The organism is Sulfitobacter sp. CB2047 (genome assembly GCF_000735125.2).
GTDB lineage: Bacteria > Pseudomonadota > Alphaproteobacteria > Rhodobacterales > Rhodobacteraceae > Sulfitobacter > Sulfitobacter pontiacus.
In genome coordinates this window covers 1,671,456-1,686,502 of sequence record NZ_CP072613.1, presented here as the reverse complement: position 1 = coordinate 1,686,502, position 15,047 = coordinate 1,671,456, and the positions used below count along the sequence as shown (strand labels likewise).

Below are 15,047 nucleotides of genomic sequence, written 5' to 3'. Positions count from 1 at the left end.
AAAAGCGCATGGTTTCAGCGCAATAGGCCGCGCGGTCAGCTTTCCAGCATTAAAAGATCACGGTTGCCGCTGGCAAACCGCCGCAGCACCGCAGGGTAAAGACGATGTTCCTGCACCAGAACCCGCGCTGCCAGATCCTCTGGCGTGTCGCCGGCCATAACGGGAATGGTCGCCTGCCCCAGGATCGGCCCGTCATCCAGCGCCGCTGTAACCTCATGCACGGTGCAGCCATGCTGGGTATCGCCGGCCTCAAGCGCGCGGGCATGGGTGTGCAGCCCCTTATAGCGCGGCAGCAAAGACGGGTGGATATTGATCATCCGCCCCGCCCAAGCATCGGTAAAGCCACCGGTCAGTTTGCGCATGAATCCGGCCAGACAGATGATGTCGGGCGCATGGGGCATCAGCCGCGCGGTCAGTTCGTTTTCAAAGGCAGCGCGATCCCCTGCAAAGGGCTTGTGATCCACGACTTCGGTCGGGATGCCGCGTTCTTTGGCCCAGGCAATCCCGCCCGCGTCCGCCACATTCGACACCACCACACAGGGCCGCGCGGGATGGTCGCCGGTCATGTCTTCGACCAGCGCCCGCATGTTCGACCCGCCACCCGAAAGGAAAATCGCAACCCGTTTGGTCACAGCAGGCTACCGGTATAGGCAACGCCCGTGGTCTCGGTGACATTACCCATCGGATAGACCGTTTCGCCCGCCTGCCGCAGCAATTTGGTCAGCGCCTCGGCCTCATCCGCCTTGACCACAAGGATCATACCCACGCCGCAGTTAAAGGTCTTGAGCATCTCGGTTTCCGAGATCGCACCCACATCGGCCATCCATTTGAACACGCCGGGCAGCTCCCAGCTGTCCAGATCAATCTGCGCGCCCAGATCATCGGGCAGAACGCGGGGCAGGTTTTCCGTCAGACCGCCGCCGGTGATATGGGCCAGCGCATGCACGCCCCCTGCCCGCACGGCCTGCAACGCGGGTTTCACATAAAGCCGCGTCGGCGTCAGCAGCACCTCGCCCAATGTTCCGTCGGCCCAGGGGCAGTCCGCATCCCAGCCAAGACCAGAGATCTCGACCAGTTTACGCACCAGAGAATAGCCGTTCGAATGCACCCCGTCCGAGGCAAGCCCCAGCAGCACATCCCCCGCCGCCACATCACGTGGCAGGTCCGCGCCGCGTTCCATCGCGCCCACAGAGAAGCCCGCGAGGTCGAAATCACCTTCGGAATACATGCCAGGCATCTCTGCCGTCTCGCCCCCGATCAACGCGCAGCCAGAGCCTTCGCAGCCTTTGGCGATGCCTTCGATGATCCGCGCGGCCTGTTCGGTCTCAAGCTTGCCGGTGGCGAAATAATCGAGGAAAAACAGAGGCTCCGCCCCTTGGCAGACCAGATCGTTGACGCACATGGCGACCAGATCGACCCCCACGCCATCGACGTTGCCGGTATCAATCGCGATCCGCAGCTTGGTGCCTACACCGTCCGTCGCAGCGACGAGGATCGGGTCGGTATAGCCCGCCCCCTTGAGGTCGAACAGCGCGCCGAAACCGCCAAGCCCCGACATCACGCCCGGACGCTTGGTCCGTTTGGCCGCCGGTTTGATACGTTCTACCAGCGCGTTGCCTGCATCAATATCCACACCAGCGTCTGCATAGGTGATCGAGTTCTTGGAGTTGGTCATGACGCATCCCGCTGCCTGTTCCCTTTGCGAAAGTGGGTTATAGCAGGTTGCGCAGGCGTGCAATGCACCTAAGCCACATCTGCGCGTTTCTATCCCTTGACGCGCCGCGCCCGCCCGCTTACCAAACCGCGCAGGCGGGCCTGTAGCTCAATTGGTTAGAGCAGAGCGCTCATAACGCTTTGGTTGCGGGTTCAAGTCCTGCCGGGCCTACCAAACTTTCAGTATTCAAACTGAAACCGCCGCGTTCCATTTGAAAATACCAGGTTACTCCGGGGTTGCACGCTACGATCCGCGGGGCGATCGCGCTGTTTCGCGTGGCCTTAGGCGGCAGCGTTTACCTCGAGGCTTTGCGCGGCGCGGATGGGGAGTGTCAGGATAAAGCAGCTGCCCTGCCCGACGACGCTGGACACGCTAAGGCTGCCGCCCTGCATTTCTGCCAGACTGCGCGAAATCGCGAGCCCCATGCCCGTGCCGCCTGCCCGACGCGTGGCGGTGGAATCGACCTGATAGAAGACCTCGAAAATGCTTTGGAGTTCGGCTTCGGGGATGCCGGCACCGCTGTCATGCACTTCGAAGCTGACGACATCGCCCACGGGTTTCACCACCAGACGGACGAAACCGGTGTCGGTGAATTTGATCGCGTTGCCGATGAGGTTGAACAGGATCTGCCGCGCGCGCACCTTATCGGCAAAGACCATATCCGCCTCTTGCACCACATCAAAGGCCAGCCCCTTCTTGCTTGAAAGTGTGCGAAGCTGTTCGATCACCGGATCGACAATATCCTGCACCGCACAATGGCTGGGTTCGATCACCAGGCTGCCGGATTCGATCTTGGCCACGTCGAGGATCTCGTTGATGAGGTGCAACAGATGCTCGCCGGATTGCACCAACCGGTTCATCAGGCCGGACAGCTGGTCGTACATCTCATCCAGCAGACGTTTTGCCTCTTCGTGGCTGATCTCTCCGTCCTCATAGCCCTTGAGCAGCGCCTTGGACGACGACAGCATGCGCGCGTTGCGGGAAAGCTGCGCCACGCCCATGATCACCGTCAGCGGCGTGCGCAGCTCGTGGCTGAGGACGCCCATGAAATCCGTCTTGGCCTTGCTGGCAGCTTCGGCGGCATCCTTGGCGTGGCTCAGCTCGGTCACATCCACGCGCAGGCCGACATAGCTACCGTCTGCCAAAGGCCGGTCAGAGGCTTTGATCACGCGCCCGCCCGACAGATGTTGTTCTGTCTCGGAGGTTCTGTTTTCGCGGTGGATGGCCAAGCGACGCTCGATCCACTCTTCCTCGTTATAGCGCCCCATGGGAAACTGCTTGCTTTTGACACCGATACGCAGCAGCTCGGCAAAAGGTGTTCCGGGCTTGAGCACTTCAGAGGGAAGATCGTACATCTCTTTGTATTTCGAGTTGCTCAGAAGCAAACGATCCTGCGCGTCGAACATGACAAACCCGTCGTTCAGCGCCTCGATCCCGCTGCTTAGCAGGACTTCGGCACGTTTGCGCCGCTCTGACACCTGCAGCACATAAAGCAGCGTGCCCAAAAGCATCAGCCCGGCCGACGCGATGAGCGCGCGTTTTGACCATTGATCGGGCGCGTGTTTGGGCCATCCGCCCTTGGTGCGTGCTTCCAGCATCCATTCCTCGAAGGAGAAATCGAATTCCAACGTAACAGTATCCGCCTCAAGCAGGCCACGATCGCCGTAGGTGAACATCTGCGGCCCTCCCCCCACCTGCGGAGAGGCCGCATGAATGAGGATATCATAGCGTTCTTCGGCCTCACGTATGCCGGAATTGATCAGGAATTGATCATATTCCAGCACAAGCGATACGATCCCCCACAGCTGGCGTTTGCTGCCGTCAACATCGCCTTCGGTGGCAAAGTCGGGATCGGGCCAATAGACCGGGGCACGCAGGATCAGCCCCTTGCCGCCTTGCACCAGATCGACGGGGCCGGTCATCAGCTCTTTGCCCAGGTTCAGCATCCGTACAATGCCGGGAAACTGGTCTTCGTTTGTGCGGTAATCTAACCCAAGCGCGCCCATGTTCGGCGCGAGCGGGTGGATCAGGGTCACGACGAGGTCAGGCGCGGCAGCGATATTGATCACCGTGTCGTCGACTTCACGTATATTTTGCACCCGCTGGGTAAACTCTTCCTGTTTGGCAAAGGGGTTCTCGCCGATGAACGTCGCAAGTTCGCGCAGCGCGAGGGACCGTTCGTGAATGATTTCTTCAAACTGTTCGCGCACCTCAAGCAGGTCCAGATATGTCTGGGCGCGGGCTTCGTATACGAAAGCTTCGGAGAGCAGACGATCCAGACGGCCGGCGGCGTAGGTAATGATAACTGCCGCGACGAGGAATGCGACCAGTGACCATATACCGCCGATGTGGGTGCGCTTTGTTCTACTTAAGGGCAAGCACTGTTCCGCCTGAAGCGCAGCCTAGCTGCGGATTACCTGAAGCATCCAAGTCTAAGAGATCAATCTATGCGGCGGCAGGGCGAGAATTTGCCGACCAAATGTTACCCGTGAGCTGTGGCGCGCGCGCCGCATTCGTTAACTTTGCGTAAACCTTAACCTTCGTGCCCAAATAAGTTGCGCGCGCCGGACATATCTCCGACGCGCGCCCCACGTTTACCGTTGCCTCGCAGGCTTAGGGCAGGAAAATCGCCTTGGCGTTGGCGAATTCCTTCATGCCGAATCCGCCATGCTCACGCCCATAGCCGGAATCTTTCACCCCGCCAAAGGGCATATTCGGATCGGCAGCCCCGAAGGAGTTGATGCGGATCATGCCTGTGTCGAAATGCTCTTTCGCGAGCTTCAAGGCGCGGTCCTCGTCCTTCGAGAATATCCCGCCGCCCAGACCGTAGCGGCTGTCATTCGCCAGACGCATGGCATCTTCATCATCCTTCGCACGGATGATCGACGCGACGGGCCCGAAGATTTCATCGTCAAACGCCGGCATACCGGGTTTGAGGTCGGACAATACCGTCGCGGGATAATAGGCCCCCGTACGGTCAGGCACCTCGCCACCGCACAGCACCTTGGCCCCTTTATCAACGCTTTCTTTCACCTGATCGCGCACGGTCTCGAACTGGTCTTGGCTGGACAGTGGGCCCAGCTGAACATTTTCGTCCGTCGGATCGCCCATATTGATCTTCTTCATCTCGGTGACGAAGGCATCAACAAAGGCGTCATGGACCTTATCGGCGACAATAAAGCGTTTCGCCGATACACAGGTTTCCCCGTTGTTATAGAGCCGACCCATAACCGAGAATTTGACCGCTGTTTCGATATCAGCATCCTCAAGCACCAGATAGGCGTCGTTGGACCCGAGCTCGAGCACGGTCTTTTTCAGCGACTTCGCGGCGACCGACCCGATGTGACGGCCCGCGCCATCGCTGCCCGTCATTGTCACGCCACGCACCTTGGGGTGTTCGATCAGCTTGTCGCTGGTGTCGTGGTCGATGAGGATCACTTGGAATAGGTCTTCGGGTAGCCCTGCCTCGATACAAAGTTCGCGCAGGCGAAGGCCCGAGCCGGTGCAGATGCTCGCGTGTTTCAGAACACAACCGTTGCCGGTCATCAGGTTCGCCGCAAGCACACGGGTGGGCTGATACAGTGGGAAGTTCCACGGCTGGATCGAATAGATGACGCCGATGGGCTGATAAGTCACGACCCCGCGCTTGCCGTCGGCACCGTGAGTGCGTTCTTCATCCGCAAGCACGTCGGGGCCATTCTTGGCGGTATACTCAAAGATGGCCGCGCAAATCTCTACCTCGGTCTTGCCATCTTTCAGCAGCTTACCTGTCTCGCGCGTCATGAGAGCGGCCAATTCATCCGCGTTCTCGCGCAGCTTGGCGGCGATTTTGGTCAGATAGGGCGCGCGTTCCTTGTGCGACAATTTGCGCCATTCAAGATGCGCGTCATGACAGGCTTCGACCCGCTGAATAGCCTCTGCCTCGCTCATCAGATCGTAAGACTGGATCTCTTCTTCGGTGGCGGGATTGATTGTCGTGATCTTGGACATGTCTGCTCCTTCTTCGCTTATTCGCGTCGAAGGGCAAACACATGGCCGTCGTATCAAGTTCCTGCGGTTGCGGCTGTAGCGGTCACGTCTGCGTGTGCGGCCCCCGCGCCCTTAGCCGCCGAAGCCCGTGCGCCCGCTGCCCACCTTCCCGAAACCGCCGCGGGATTTCGCCGTCGCACGGGTCATCGGGGTTTTGCCCACGGTCGTCGCGGGGCGGGTGAATTGCGAGGTGCTGAGCTTGGCGGCCCCCTTGTTGCTGGAATAGGTGCTGGTGCGCGCCGCATTGGTGAACTTGCCATCCGCCGTCTTATACATCGGCTGGCTTGCGGCCATCCCCGACCGCCCGCCCAGCATGTTCCCGATCAGATAACCCGCGAGCAACGGCATAAAGATACCGCCCGATCCGCCCTGTGTTTGCTGCGCCTCTGACCCGCAGGCGCCTTCGCCGTGTTGTTCTTCGCAGACATCCAAACTGTTGTAACGCGGTGCGGATTCCACATGCAGCGTCTCTGCCTCGGCAAAGGCGGTTTCACAATCGGCGGCGGTGAATGTGCCCCCAAAAGACGCCTCGTTCTTGCAGCTTTGCACATCGGGAAAGGCAGCGGCATCAATCTTTTCGTCGCGGCAACCGGCCAGTGTAAAGGCGGTAGCCCCGATGATCGCGATGGCGACGCGTTTTGACCGTTTTGTCATGATGATCTGCTTTCTGCTGTGGTTCGGCGATTGGGCGACGATGCTAACCGGAATATGGCGCAATGTAATGGGGTTTGAAACGTGACAAATCCTGCGTGATCCTTGACCGGTCCTCGCGCAGGCCGATGCCCGCACAGGTTTGCCCGATGATCCACGCGCCGACCACGGGGCGCATCCCGTCGAACTGCGGCAAGGGCGCATAGGCCTGAAGGATACGCGGGTGTTCGGCATACGCCGTGTTGCTGGCACTTTCGATGATCTGGCCGGATTTCACGATCTCGACCGAGGCCCCTTCGCGCGACAGGATCGGTTTGCGCACATGGGCCCGTGCAAGCCCTGCCCGCGCACGGTCAAAGGCATCCGCAGCACGCCCCGTGACAGAGCCGCGCCCCGCCATCGCCTCGCCCACATCCTGTTCAAAGAACGCAGGGAGCAGGTTCGGGTGATCCTCGAACATCTCCCACAGCACGGGCAGCAGGCCCTTGTTGGAAAGCAGCGCTTTCCATGCGGGTTCAAGGAACAGACAGCCAGAGCCTTCGATGTGGTCCGCGTAATCGTCACGCAGCAGGTCTTCCCACGGGTAGAGTTTGAACAAGACGGCGATGCGGCGGTCCTCATCATCCAGAAACTGCCCGTCATCGCTCAGCGCGATTTTATCAAGGTCGCAATAATGCGCCCCCAACCCCGCCTCGCGCGCGGCCCAACCCATAGCCTCTACCGTGCCGTAATCTTCCGGATTACCCGCCACGGCGGTGAAATGCAGATCGCTATCGGGTTCAAACACATCGGCGAAACGGGCGACAAGCGCCTCGTGGATGCCGTTGAACTGATCCGCCCCCTCGGGCAGGTTGCCTGCCTCTAGCTGATCTTCCAACCACTGCCACTGGAAGGACGCCGATTCATAAAGCGAGGTCGGCGTATCGGCATTATACTCCAGCAGTTTGGCAGGCCCCTGCCCGTCATATGCCAGATCGAAGCGGCCATAGATCTCGGGGTCGCCTTGCTTCCAGCTGTTCGCAATGAGGTCGCGGTGCGCTTCGGGAATGGCAAGCTTGTCCAACAGCTCTTCGCTGGCAAGGATGTGATCCACCGCCTCGCGGCACATACCATGCAGCGCGGTCGCGGGGTCTTCGATGTCATTTTCGATCTGGTCAAGCGAGAACGCGTAGACAGAGGTTTCGTCCCAATAGGGTTCGCCGTGCATGTCCGCGAAGGAAAAACCGACCTCTTTGGCGTGGTCGCGCCAATGGGGCCGTTCGGCTAGTTCTACTCTTTGCATCCGGCCGGACCTTTCGCTCGAAAAACTACCGCGGGTTTAATCGCTTTGCCCCTGTGGTGCCAGAGCATATCCTCCATTGCCCCTTCCGCACCCGCATCATTCACAAAAACGTCAGACATATCGCGGAACAACGGGCGCGCCCATTCGTTGAACGGTCTACGCGGTCGTGATTGCGGCGTCCCCAATGACGCCCTGACCGGTATAAGAAATGAATTGAAAGGCCCAAAAACATGAAAATTCTCATGGTACTCACCTCCCACGACAAGCTGGGCGACACTGGTAACAAAACCGGTTTCTGGCTCGAAGAGTTCGCGGCCCCCTATTACGTGTTCAAGGACGCTGGTGCAGAGATCACTTTGGCATCACCCAAAGGCGGACAGCCGCCGCTTGATCCGTCCAGCGATGCAGATGATGCGCAGACCGACGCGACCAAACGGTTCAAGGGCGATGACGCCGCACAGAAAGAGCTGGCCAATACCGAGGTGCTTTCGAGCGTTTCGGCTGACGGTTTCGACGCGATCTTCTACCCCGGGGGCCACGGCCCGCTGTGGGATCTGGCTGAAGACAAGGCCAGCATCAACCTGATCGAAAGCTTTGCCGCCAGCGACCGCCCCGTCGGGGCCGTCTGCCACGCGCCAGCGGTGTTCAAGCACACCAAAGGCACCGACGACAAACCGCTGGTATCGGGCAAAACCGTCACCGGTTTCACCAATACCGAGGAAGAGGCCGTGGGCCTGACCGATGTGGTCCCCTTTCTGGTCGAAGACATGCTCAAGACCAATGGCGGCACCTACAAGAAGGGTGACGACTGGGCATCCTTCGTGGTGACCGATGGCAAGCTTGTCACCGGTCAGAACCCCGCGTCTTCGGAAGAAGCCGCCCACAAGCTATTGTCGCTGCTGTAAAGTGCCGCCCGCTGCGCGAAGGCCGCGCGGCGGGCAGTTTTTCCGCGACACGTATAACAAGGATTACAACCATGAATATTCTCGTCGCCGGCGCGACCGGCAAAACCGGTATCCGCGTCACTGAACAACTCCGCGAACAGGGTCACACGCCGATCGCCCTTGTCCGCGATTCCTCTGACACCAGTGCGCTGGCCTCTGACGTGGTGCTGCGCAAGGGAGACCTGACCAATCTGTCCGCTGACGCCTGCGAAGGCTGCGATGCGGTGATCTTTGCCGCGGGCTCCGGCGGGTCCACAGGGCCAGAGATGACCGACAAGGTCGACCGCGATGGTGCCAAAGATCTGGTGGATATCGCCGCCAAGGCCGGCATCTCGCGCTTTGTGATGCTCAGCAGTGTCGGCGCGGACAACCCCGACCCGGACAGCGAGCTTGCGCATTATCTGCAAGCGAAACACGAAGCCGACGTGCATTTGCAAAACTCCGGCCTCGAATACGCCATCCTGCGCCCCGTCGCGCTGACGGATGATGCGGGCAATCGGAATATGATCTTTGGCGACAGCGTTGACGTCAAAGCCAAGGCCGCCCGTGGCGATGTTGCCGCCGCTTTGGTCGATGCCGTCACCGACCCCGAATGGAAGAACCAGGCTTTGCTGATGCAATCCGCCTGATCACGGGTTTGCGCCTGATCTGACTGCGCGCGGGCACCTCCCACCCGTTCGCGAGAGGAATGCGCCGTACCGCCAGACCCCACCGGTCTGGCGGTTTTTCCATGAGTGACGCTGCGAATGCGACATTTCGCGCCAAATCCGCCGCATTGGCCCCCTTGGCATCCCTGATCGTCTCGTCTATCAGGCGCCTTCCCGGTCGCAGCCTACCCGGGTATCAAAACAAGGGTTAAGAAATGAAAACGATTGTCATCTGCTCCGGCGGATTGGATTCTGTGTCGCTCGCTCATATGGTGGCGGCAAATCGCAAGCTGACGGGGCTGGTGTCGTTCGACTACGGTCAGCGTCACCGCAAGGAACTAGACTATGCCGCGCTCTGCGCCAAACGTCTGGATGTTCCCCATGACATCATCGATATGCGCGGGATCGGTGCGGCGCTGACCGGATCCGCGCTGACTGATGATGTGGATGTACCCGACGGGCATTACGCCGAAGACACGATGCGGGTCACCGTTGTCCCCAACCGGAATGCGATCATGCTGACGGTCGCCTATGGCATTGCCGCCGCACGTGGGGATCAGGCCGTCGCAACCGCGGTGCATGGGGGCGATCACTTTATCTACCCCGACTGCCGCCCCGATTTCACCCAAGCGTTTGAGTTCATGCAATATATGGCGCTGGACGGCTACGCCGATGTGTCGCTTTACACGCCGTTTGTGCACCGTTCAAAAGCGGTTATCGTGACCGAGGGCCAGCGCCATAACACCCCCTTCGCCGAAACTTGGTCTTGCTACAAGGGCGGCGCGCATCACTGCGGGCGCTGTGGTACCTGCGTGGAACGGCGCGAGGCTTTCGATCTGGCGGGGGTTGCCGACCCGACCCATTATGACGATCCCCATTTCTGGGCCGAAGCGGTCAAGCGTAAGATCCTCACCTGATGTATACCATTACGAAAGAGTTCCATTTCTCCGCCTCACATCAGCTGTCGCATCTGCCCGATGGCCACCAATGCGCCCGCCTGCACGGGCATAACTATGTCGTGGTGGTGGAGCTTAGGGCCAAAGAGCTGAACGCCGACGGTTTCGTCCGCGACTACGGAGAGCTGAAGCCGCTCAAGACCTATATAGACGAGACCTTCGATCACCGTCACCTCAACGACGTGCTGGATTTTGCTTCCACCGGCGAAAACATGGCGCGTCATCTCTATGAATGGTGCGCGCAGCACTGGCCCGAAACCACCGCTGTCAAAGTCAGCGAGACGCCCAAAACCTGGGCAGAGTACCGGCCATGAGCCAGCTGCGCATCGCCGAGGTATTCGGCCCCACGATACAGGGAGAAGGCGCGCTGATCGGTGAACCCACCGTCTTTGTGCGCACGGGCGGCTGTGACTATCGCTGCGCGTGGTGTGACAGCATGCACGCGGTTGACCCCGCATTCCGCCATGACTGGGCCAACATGTCGACCGACGCGGTCTGGCAAGAGGTGCAGCGCCTGTCAGACAACACGCCGCTGACCGTATCCCTGTCAGGCGGCAACCCCGCCATTCAGGACTTCGCGCCCTTGATCCAATTGGGTCATGCCGCCGGCTACCGTTTTGCCTGCGAAACGCAAGGCTCCATCGCGAAACCGTGGTTCGGGCAGTTGGATTGTCTTGTGCTGAGCCCGAAACCACCATCCAGCGGCGAGACGGTGGATTGGGCCGCTTTCGACCGTTGTGTTGCGGCTGGCGAAACGGCGGCCCAGACGGTGATGAAGATCGTCATATTCGACGACGCGGATTACGATTGGGCCCGCGACGCCGCCACCCGCTACGCCCAACTGCCGCTTTATCTGCAACCGGGAAACGACGAGGTCGACCCGACCGTCGCTGTCGATCCGCAGGTGCTGGCGGATAAGCTATTGTGGCTGGTGGACAAAACCATGGCAGATCGCTGGTTCACGCCGCGCCTGCTGCCACAACTTCACGTATTGCTATGGGGCAACAAACGCGGAGTCTGACCCGCCACCGGAGGATTTATGGAAACGATTTACAGCGATTTGCAGCAGCTTGGCGGCAAGACAGAGCTTCCCGCCTCGCCCGAAGAAGCGATGCTCGAGAAAGTCGCGAACCCTCAGGCCGATGTCGATTATTGCGTGCGCTTCACCGCGCCCGAGTTCACCTCGCTTTGCCCGATGACCGGCCAGCCCGACTTTGCGCATTTGGTGATTGACTATGTGCCAGATCAGTATCTGGTCGAGTCCAAATCGCTCAAGCTTTATCTGGGCGCGTTTCGCAACCACGGTGCCTTTCACGAGGATTGCACCGTCTCGATCGGGCGCCGTCTGGTAGAGCTGCTGTCGCCCCGCTGGCTGCGCATAGGCGGCTATTGGTATCCGCGCGGGGGCATCCCCATCGACGTGTTCTGGCAAACGGGCGAGACCCCCAAAAGCGTCTGGATTCCCGATCAAGGCGTGCCGCCCTATCGCGGGCGCGGGTGAAGCGAGAGAAGCCCTCACGCTACCTAGGGTAGATCACACCCGCGCAACGATTGCCTCGCTGCGCGGTTTTTTTGTGCTCGGACTTCTCGCCATATTCTTATGCCAAACCCTGCGGATTACCTTTATATATGAGCTCAAAGCTCGGCGATCAGTCTGCCCCGTCTCGCAAGACAAAGTACAACCCCAACGTGTTACCAGACGTAAGCTGTTAACGCTAAAGAGCATTTATCGCTAGACATTGCACTTTTAAATTGCGTTAATATTTCGATAGCGAGTGATTTCAGTACGAGTATCGATTTTTACACTTCGCCAAGTTTTTTGGCAGACATTTCAGGTGACACATGTTTTCGAAGCTCGTCCGGGCGCTTTCGCGCGTGCCGTGCAAATTTGGTATTCATCGCTGGCGTGACAGTACAACCATGCCGCAAAAAGTCTGTACGAGGTGCCACTGTCGGCGACAGACCTACGTTTAAGGTTACTGCCTCCGCTTCATAATGCGCCCTTCTGAAGACCACATATAACGCTCCTGCCCCGCATATATTCTATACTGTGGGACAGAAGAAAGCTCAGTCACCGGGGCAGCAGCCTGCCCCGGTGAAGCATTCATCAGCCGTTGATCAGCACTTCGCCGAAGCTTTCGCGCAGATCGCGTTTCAACACCTTGCCGGTCGCGTTGCGCGGCAATGCGTCGGTAAAGACGACGCGATCAGGGATCTGCCATTTGGCGATCTTATCTTCGAAGATCGACAGAATCTCTGCCTCGCTCGGGTCCTGGCCTTCGGCTTTCACCGCAATCAGGATCGGACGTTCGTCCCATTTCTCGTGACGGGCACCGATGACGGCCGCATCCGCGATTTGCGGGTGACCGATCGCGATGTTTTCAAGCTCGACCGAGCTGATCCATTCGCCGCCCGACTTGATGATATCTTTTGACCGATCGCGGATCGTGACATAGCCGTCGGGGTCCATTGTCGCCACATCGCCCGTGTCGAACCAACCGTCCTTGTTCAGCGTCTCGCTGCGGGTCTTGCGGAAATAGCTGTCAAGAATCCAGTAACCCTTGGTGACCAGATCGCCCTGTGTCACGCCGTCATGCGCCACGGGATTGCCGTCGTCATCAAGGATTTCAAGATCCACACCAAAGACCGGACGACCCTGGTTTTCGCGCAGCTTGTTTTGCGCGTCGGCAGGAAGCTTGGTGTGTTTGGCCAGCAGTTGGTTGATGCTGCCGACGGGCGACATCTCTGTCATGCCCCAGGCGTGGATCGTCTCAACGCCGTATTTCTCGCGGAAGGCGGTCATCATCGACGGCGGGCAGGCAGAGCCGCCAACGACCGTACGCTGCAGGCTTTCCAGCTTGCTGCCGATCTTATCCGCCTCGTTCAGCAGCCCTAGCCAGATGGTTGGAACGCCAAGCGCCAGCGACACATGGTTGGTGTCGATCAGTTTCACCAGCGACGGGCCATCTAGACCGGGACCGGGCATTACCATCGCCGCGCCAACCATAGCGCAGGCATAGGGCGCGCCCCAGGCGTTGACGTGGAACATCGGCACGACGGGCAGCACCACATCCTTGGCCGTGATCGCAATGCTGTCGGCCAGGTTGATCCCAAAGCTGTGCAACACGGTCGAACGGTGCGAATAAAGAACGCCCTTGGGGTTACCCGTGGTGCCCGAGGTGTAGCACAGGCTGGAGGCGGTGTTCTCGTCCAGATCCGGCCAGATGAACTCGGGGTCGCCGCTGGCGATCAGGTCGTCATAGAACTTGATCCCGGGCAGTTGCGCGGCGGCTTCTTCATCGGTGCCTTCCATCAGAACGACATGCTCTAGGTGTTCAAGCTTGTCCTGAATGCCTGCGATCAGCGGCACAAACGTCTTGTCGATGAACAGCACCTTATCTTCGGCGTGGTTCAGGATATAGACAAGCTGTTCGGGGAAGAGGCGCGGGTTGATGGTGTGGCAGACGAAACCGCCGCCCGATGCACCAAAGTAGATTTCGAGGTGACGGCGGTTGTTCCAAGCGATGGTGCCGCAGCGCGCCTGCGGGTCCAGCCCCAGATTTGTCAGCGCAGAAGCCAGCGCACGGGCATTGCGCGCGACTTGCCCCCAAGAGGTCTGCTCCAACCCGCCGGTGGTCTTGACAGAGACAATCTCTGTCTCGCCGTGAAAGCGTTGTGCGTGTTCGATCAAGCTCGAAATCAGCAGCGGTTTATTCATCATTTGGCCAAGCATGGCGCATCCTCCCAATTACTCGTTGGGTGCAAAATGGACAAATCACCCCAGTCTTGCAAGCGCCCTCATTGCTGCTTACGCAGGGTTCATGACAGTTATTTATCACACGCCCCTTTCCCCCGATCAGCAACGCGCCGCCGGTATGCCAACACCGCAACCGATGGCCATGGCAGATCAGGTCCGCTTCTCTGATCTGGACACCAACAACCACGTCAATAACACCGTCTATTTCGAATGGTTCGAACGGCTGCGCATCCGCTATACGCAGTCATTGGTGGAACGCGGGCTGATCGATAGCCCCGGCCCGCGCGTGGTGATCCGGTCAGGGTCGATCCGCTATCTGCAAGAGATGCTGGAGCGCGAGAATTACATCGTGACCTGCCGCTGCACCAGCTTTCGCAACACCTCTTACGCTTTGGCGCAAGAGGTTTGGGTAGGCCGCGAACTGCGGGCGACGTTCGAGTGTATTTTGGTACTGCTGGAACGAGACGGCTCCGGTCGGTATCCCCTGCCCGACCGTTTGAAACAGTATTTTGAGCAGACTGAAAACGCCCGCCCCGAGGGGTAACCGCCGCGCGCGCATTCACCGAAAGGAACATAAGATATGACAGTCACCACCCGCCCGATGGACGCCGCGGATCGCAGCGCCTGGGAAGCGCTTTTTGCCGGCTACGCCGCCTTCTACAAAGTCGATCAGACGCCGCAGATGCGTGAAACCGTCTTTGGCTGGCTGATGGACCCCGATCACGGCAGCAATTGCATCGTGGCGCAGGATGCCAGCGACACGCTTGTCGGGTTCACCCATTACCGCCCCTTTGTCAGCCAGCTGCGCGCGGCGACGAATTGTTTTCTGGATGATCTGTTCGTCAGCCCGCAGGCCCGCGGCACCGGAGCCGCACAGGCGCTGATCAAAGCGGTTGAGACGGTGGCGAAAAACAACGGCTGGGGCACGCTGCGCTGGATCACGGCAGAGGATAACTATCGCGGGCGTGGGGCCTACGACAAGCTGGCGACCCGCACAGGCTGGGTGACCTATGACATCGCGCTGAAGGGGTAGGCTGCAGCGTTGTGCGCGAGGTTGGGGATGAGGG

At 59.5% G+C, this 15,047-nt stretch carries 15 protein-coding genes and 1 tRNA gene; 9 read left to right on the top strand and 7 right to left on the bottom strand.

Going from position 1 to position 15,047, the window contains the following annotated elements; genetic code table 11:
* Window positions 1-35: 35 nt before the first annotated feature.
* A complete protein-coding gene (purN, locus tag IV89_RS08295) occupies window positions 36-632 on the bottom strand; it encodes a phosphoribosylglycinamide formyltransferase (RefSeq protein ID WP_005853715.1) in 597 nt (198 codons plus the stop codon).
* Window positions 629-1,675 (bottom strand): phosphoribosylformylglycinamidine cyclo-ligase, encoded by a 1,047-nt coding sequence (purM, locus tag IV89_RS08290; protein ID WP_037944351.1) that lies wholly within the window; start codon window positions 1,673-1,675, stop codon window positions 629-631. Before purM ends, purN begins: the two co-directional genes overlap by 4 nt.
* A gap of 136 nt (window positions 1,676-1,811) precedes the next feature.
* On the opposite strand from purM, the gene IV89_RS08285 reads away from it, so the two are divergent.
* Window positions 1,812-1,888, top strand: a tRNA-Ile gene (locus IV89_RS08285).
* Between the two features lie 107 nt (window positions 1,889-1,995).
* Here the strand turns inward: IV89_RS08285 and IV89_RS08280 are convergent.
* The 4 genes from IV89_RS08280 to IV89_RS08265 form a co-directional block, all read right to left on the bottom strand.
* Window positions 1,996-4,092, bottom strand: coding sequence for an ATP-binding protein (locus tag IV89_RS08280; protein ID WP_037944352.1), 2,097 nt, complete (start codon window positions 4,090-4,092; stop codon window positions 1,996-1,998).
* A 235-nt stretch (window positions 4,093-4,327) separates the two neighbouring features.
* A complete protein-coding gene (locus IV89_RS08275) occupies window positions 4,328-5,704 on the bottom strand; it encodes an NAD-dependent succinate-semialdehyde dehydrogenase (protein ID WP_037944353.1) in 1,377 nt (458 codons plus the stop codon).
* A 111-nt stretch (window positions 5,705-5,815) separates the two neighbouring features.
* Window positions 5,816-6,397 (bottom strand): DUF1190 domain-containing protein, encoded by a 582-nt coding sequence (locus IV89_RS08270; protein WP_005853722.1) that lies wholly within the window; start codon window positions 6,395-6,397, stop codon window positions 5,816-5,818.
* Window positions 6,398-6,440: 43 nt separating this feature from the next.
* Entirely contained in the window at window positions 6,441-7,676 is a 1,236-nt protein-coding gene (locus IV89_RS08265) for a glutathionylspermidine synthase family protein (protein WP_037944354.1), read from the bottom strand.
* A 230-nt stretch (window positions 7,677-7,906) separates the two neighbouring features.
* On the opposite strand from IV89_RS08265, the gene IV89_RS08260 reads away from it, so the two are divergent.
* The 6 genes from IV89_RS08260 to queF all read left to right on the top strand — a co-directional run bounded on the left by IV89_RS08260 (window position 7,907) and on the right by queF (window position 11,724).
* On the top strand, window positions 7,907-8,581 hold the full coding sequence (locus IV89_RS08260; RefSeq protein WP_037944355.1) for a type 1 glutamine amidotransferase domain-containing protein: 675 nt from the start codon (window positions 7,907-7,909) through the stop codon (window positions 8,579-8,581).
* Between the two features lie 71 nt (window positions 8,582-8,652).
* On the top strand, window positions 8,653-9,249 hold the full coding sequence (locus tag IV89_RS08255; RefSeq protein WP_005853728.1) for an SDR family oxidoreductase: 597 nt from the start codon (window positions 8,653-8,655) through the stop codon (window positions 9,247-9,249).
* Window positions 9,250-9,482: 233 nt separating this feature from the next.
* Window positions 9,483-10,184, top strand: a complete 702-nt coding sequence (gene queC, locus IV89_RS08250; protein WP_037944357.1) for a 7-cyano-7-deazaguanine synthase QueC — start codon at window positions 9,483-9,485, stop codon at window positions 10,182-10,184.
* Entirely contained in the window at window positions 10,184-10,537 is a 354-nt protein-coding gene (gene queD / locus IV89_RS08245) for a 6-carboxytetrahydropterin synthase QueD (RefSeq protein ID WP_037944358.1), read from the top strand. The genes queC and queD overlap by 1 nt, the downstream gene beginning before the upstream one ends.
* The gene (gene queE / locus IV89_RS08240) at window positions 10,534-11,244 is read left to right on the top strand and encodes a 7-carboxy-7-deazaguanine synthase QueE (protein WP_037944360.1); all 711 of its coding nucleotides are present in this window, start codon (window positions 10,534-10,536) and stop codon (window positions 11,242-11,244) included. Before queD ends, queE begins: the two co-directional genes overlap by 4 nt.
* 18 nt (window positions 11,245-11,262) lie before the next feature.
* Window positions 11,263-11,724 carry a preQ(1) synthase gene (gene queF, locus IV89_RS08235; RefSeq protein WP_005853736.1) on the top strand — a complete coding sequence of 154 codons (462 nt, stop codon included), beginning with the start codon at window positions 11,263-11,265 and terminating at the stop codon, window positions 11,722-11,724.
* A gap of 606 nt (window positions 11,725-12,330) precedes the next feature.
* Here queF and IV89_RS08230 read toward each other — a convergent pair.
* A complete protein-coding gene (locus tag IV89_RS08230; RefSeq protein ID WP_037944362.1) occupies window positions 12,331-13,956 on the bottom strand; it encodes a long-chain fatty acid--CoA ligase in 1,626 nt (541 codons plus the stop codon).
* A gap of 88 nt (window positions 13,957-14,044) precedes the next feature.
* Between IV89_RS08230 and IV89_RS08225 the strand changes: the two genes are divergently transcribed.
* Entirely contained in the window at window positions 14,045-14,524 is a 480-nt protein-coding gene (locus tag IV89_RS08225; RefSeq protein WP_037944363.1) for an acyl-CoA thioesterase, read from the top strand.
* A 36-nt stretch (window positions 14,525-14,560) separates the two neighbouring features.
* Window positions 14,561-15,013, top strand: a complete 453-nt coding sequence (locus IV89_RS08220; protein WP_037944364.1) for a GNAT family N-acetyltransferase — start codon at window positions 14,561-14,563, stop codon at window positions 15,011-15,013.
* Window positions 15,014-15,047: the final 34 nt, after the last annotated feature.

Bases quoted from the DNA above. Each gene is read 5' to 3' on its own strand.
- IV89_RS08260 (WP_037944355.1), top strand. From the start codon at position 7,907: ATGAAAATTCTCATGGTACTCACCTCCCACGACAAGCTGGGCGACACT.
- queD (WP_037944358.1), top strand. From the start codon at position 10,184: ATGTATACCATTACGAAAGAGTTCCATTTCTCCGCCTCACATCAGCTG.
- queF (WP_005853736.1), top strand. From the start codon at position 11,263: ATGGAAACGATTTACAGCGATTTGCAGCAGCTTGGCGGCAAGACAGAG.
- IV89_RS08225 (WP_037944363.1), top strand. From the start codon at position 14,045: ATGACAGTTATTTATCACACGCCCCTTTCCCCCGATCAGCAACGCGCC.
- queC (WP_037944357.1), top strand. From the start codon at position 9,483: ATGAAAACGATTGTCATCTGCTCCGGCGGATTGGATTCTGTGTCGCTC.
- queE (WP_037944360.1), top strand. From the start codon at position 10,534: ATGAGCCAGCTGCGCATCGCCGAGGTATTCGGCCCCACGATACAGGGA.
- IV89_RS08230 (WP_037944362.1), bottom strand. From the start codon at position 13,956: ATGCTTGGCCAAATGATGAATAAACCGCTGCTGATTTCGAGCTTGATC.
- purM (WP_037944351.1), bottom strand. From the start codon at position 1,675: ATGACCAACTCCAAGAACTCGATCACCTATGCAGACGCTGGTGTGGAT.
- IV89_RS08275 (WP_037944353.1), bottom strand. From the start codon at position 5,704: ATGTCCAAGATCACGACAATCAATCCCGCCACCGAAGAAGAGATCCAG.
- IV89_RS08220 (WP_037944364.1), top strand. From the start codon at position 14,561: ATGACAGTCACCACCCGCCCGATGGACGCCGCGGATCGCAGCGCCTGG.
- IV89_RS08270 (WP_005853722.1), bottom strand. From the start codon at position 6,397: ATGACAAAACGGTCAAAACGCGTCGCCATCGCGATCATCGGGGCTACC.
- IV89_RS08255 (WP_005853728.1), top strand. From the start codon at position 8,653: ATGAATATTCTCGTCGCCGGCGCGACCGGCAAAACCGGTATCCGCGTC.
- IV89_RS08265 (WP_037944354.1), bottom strand. From the start codon at position 7,676: ATGCAAAGAGTAGAACTAGCCGAACGGCCCCATTGGCGCGACCACGCC.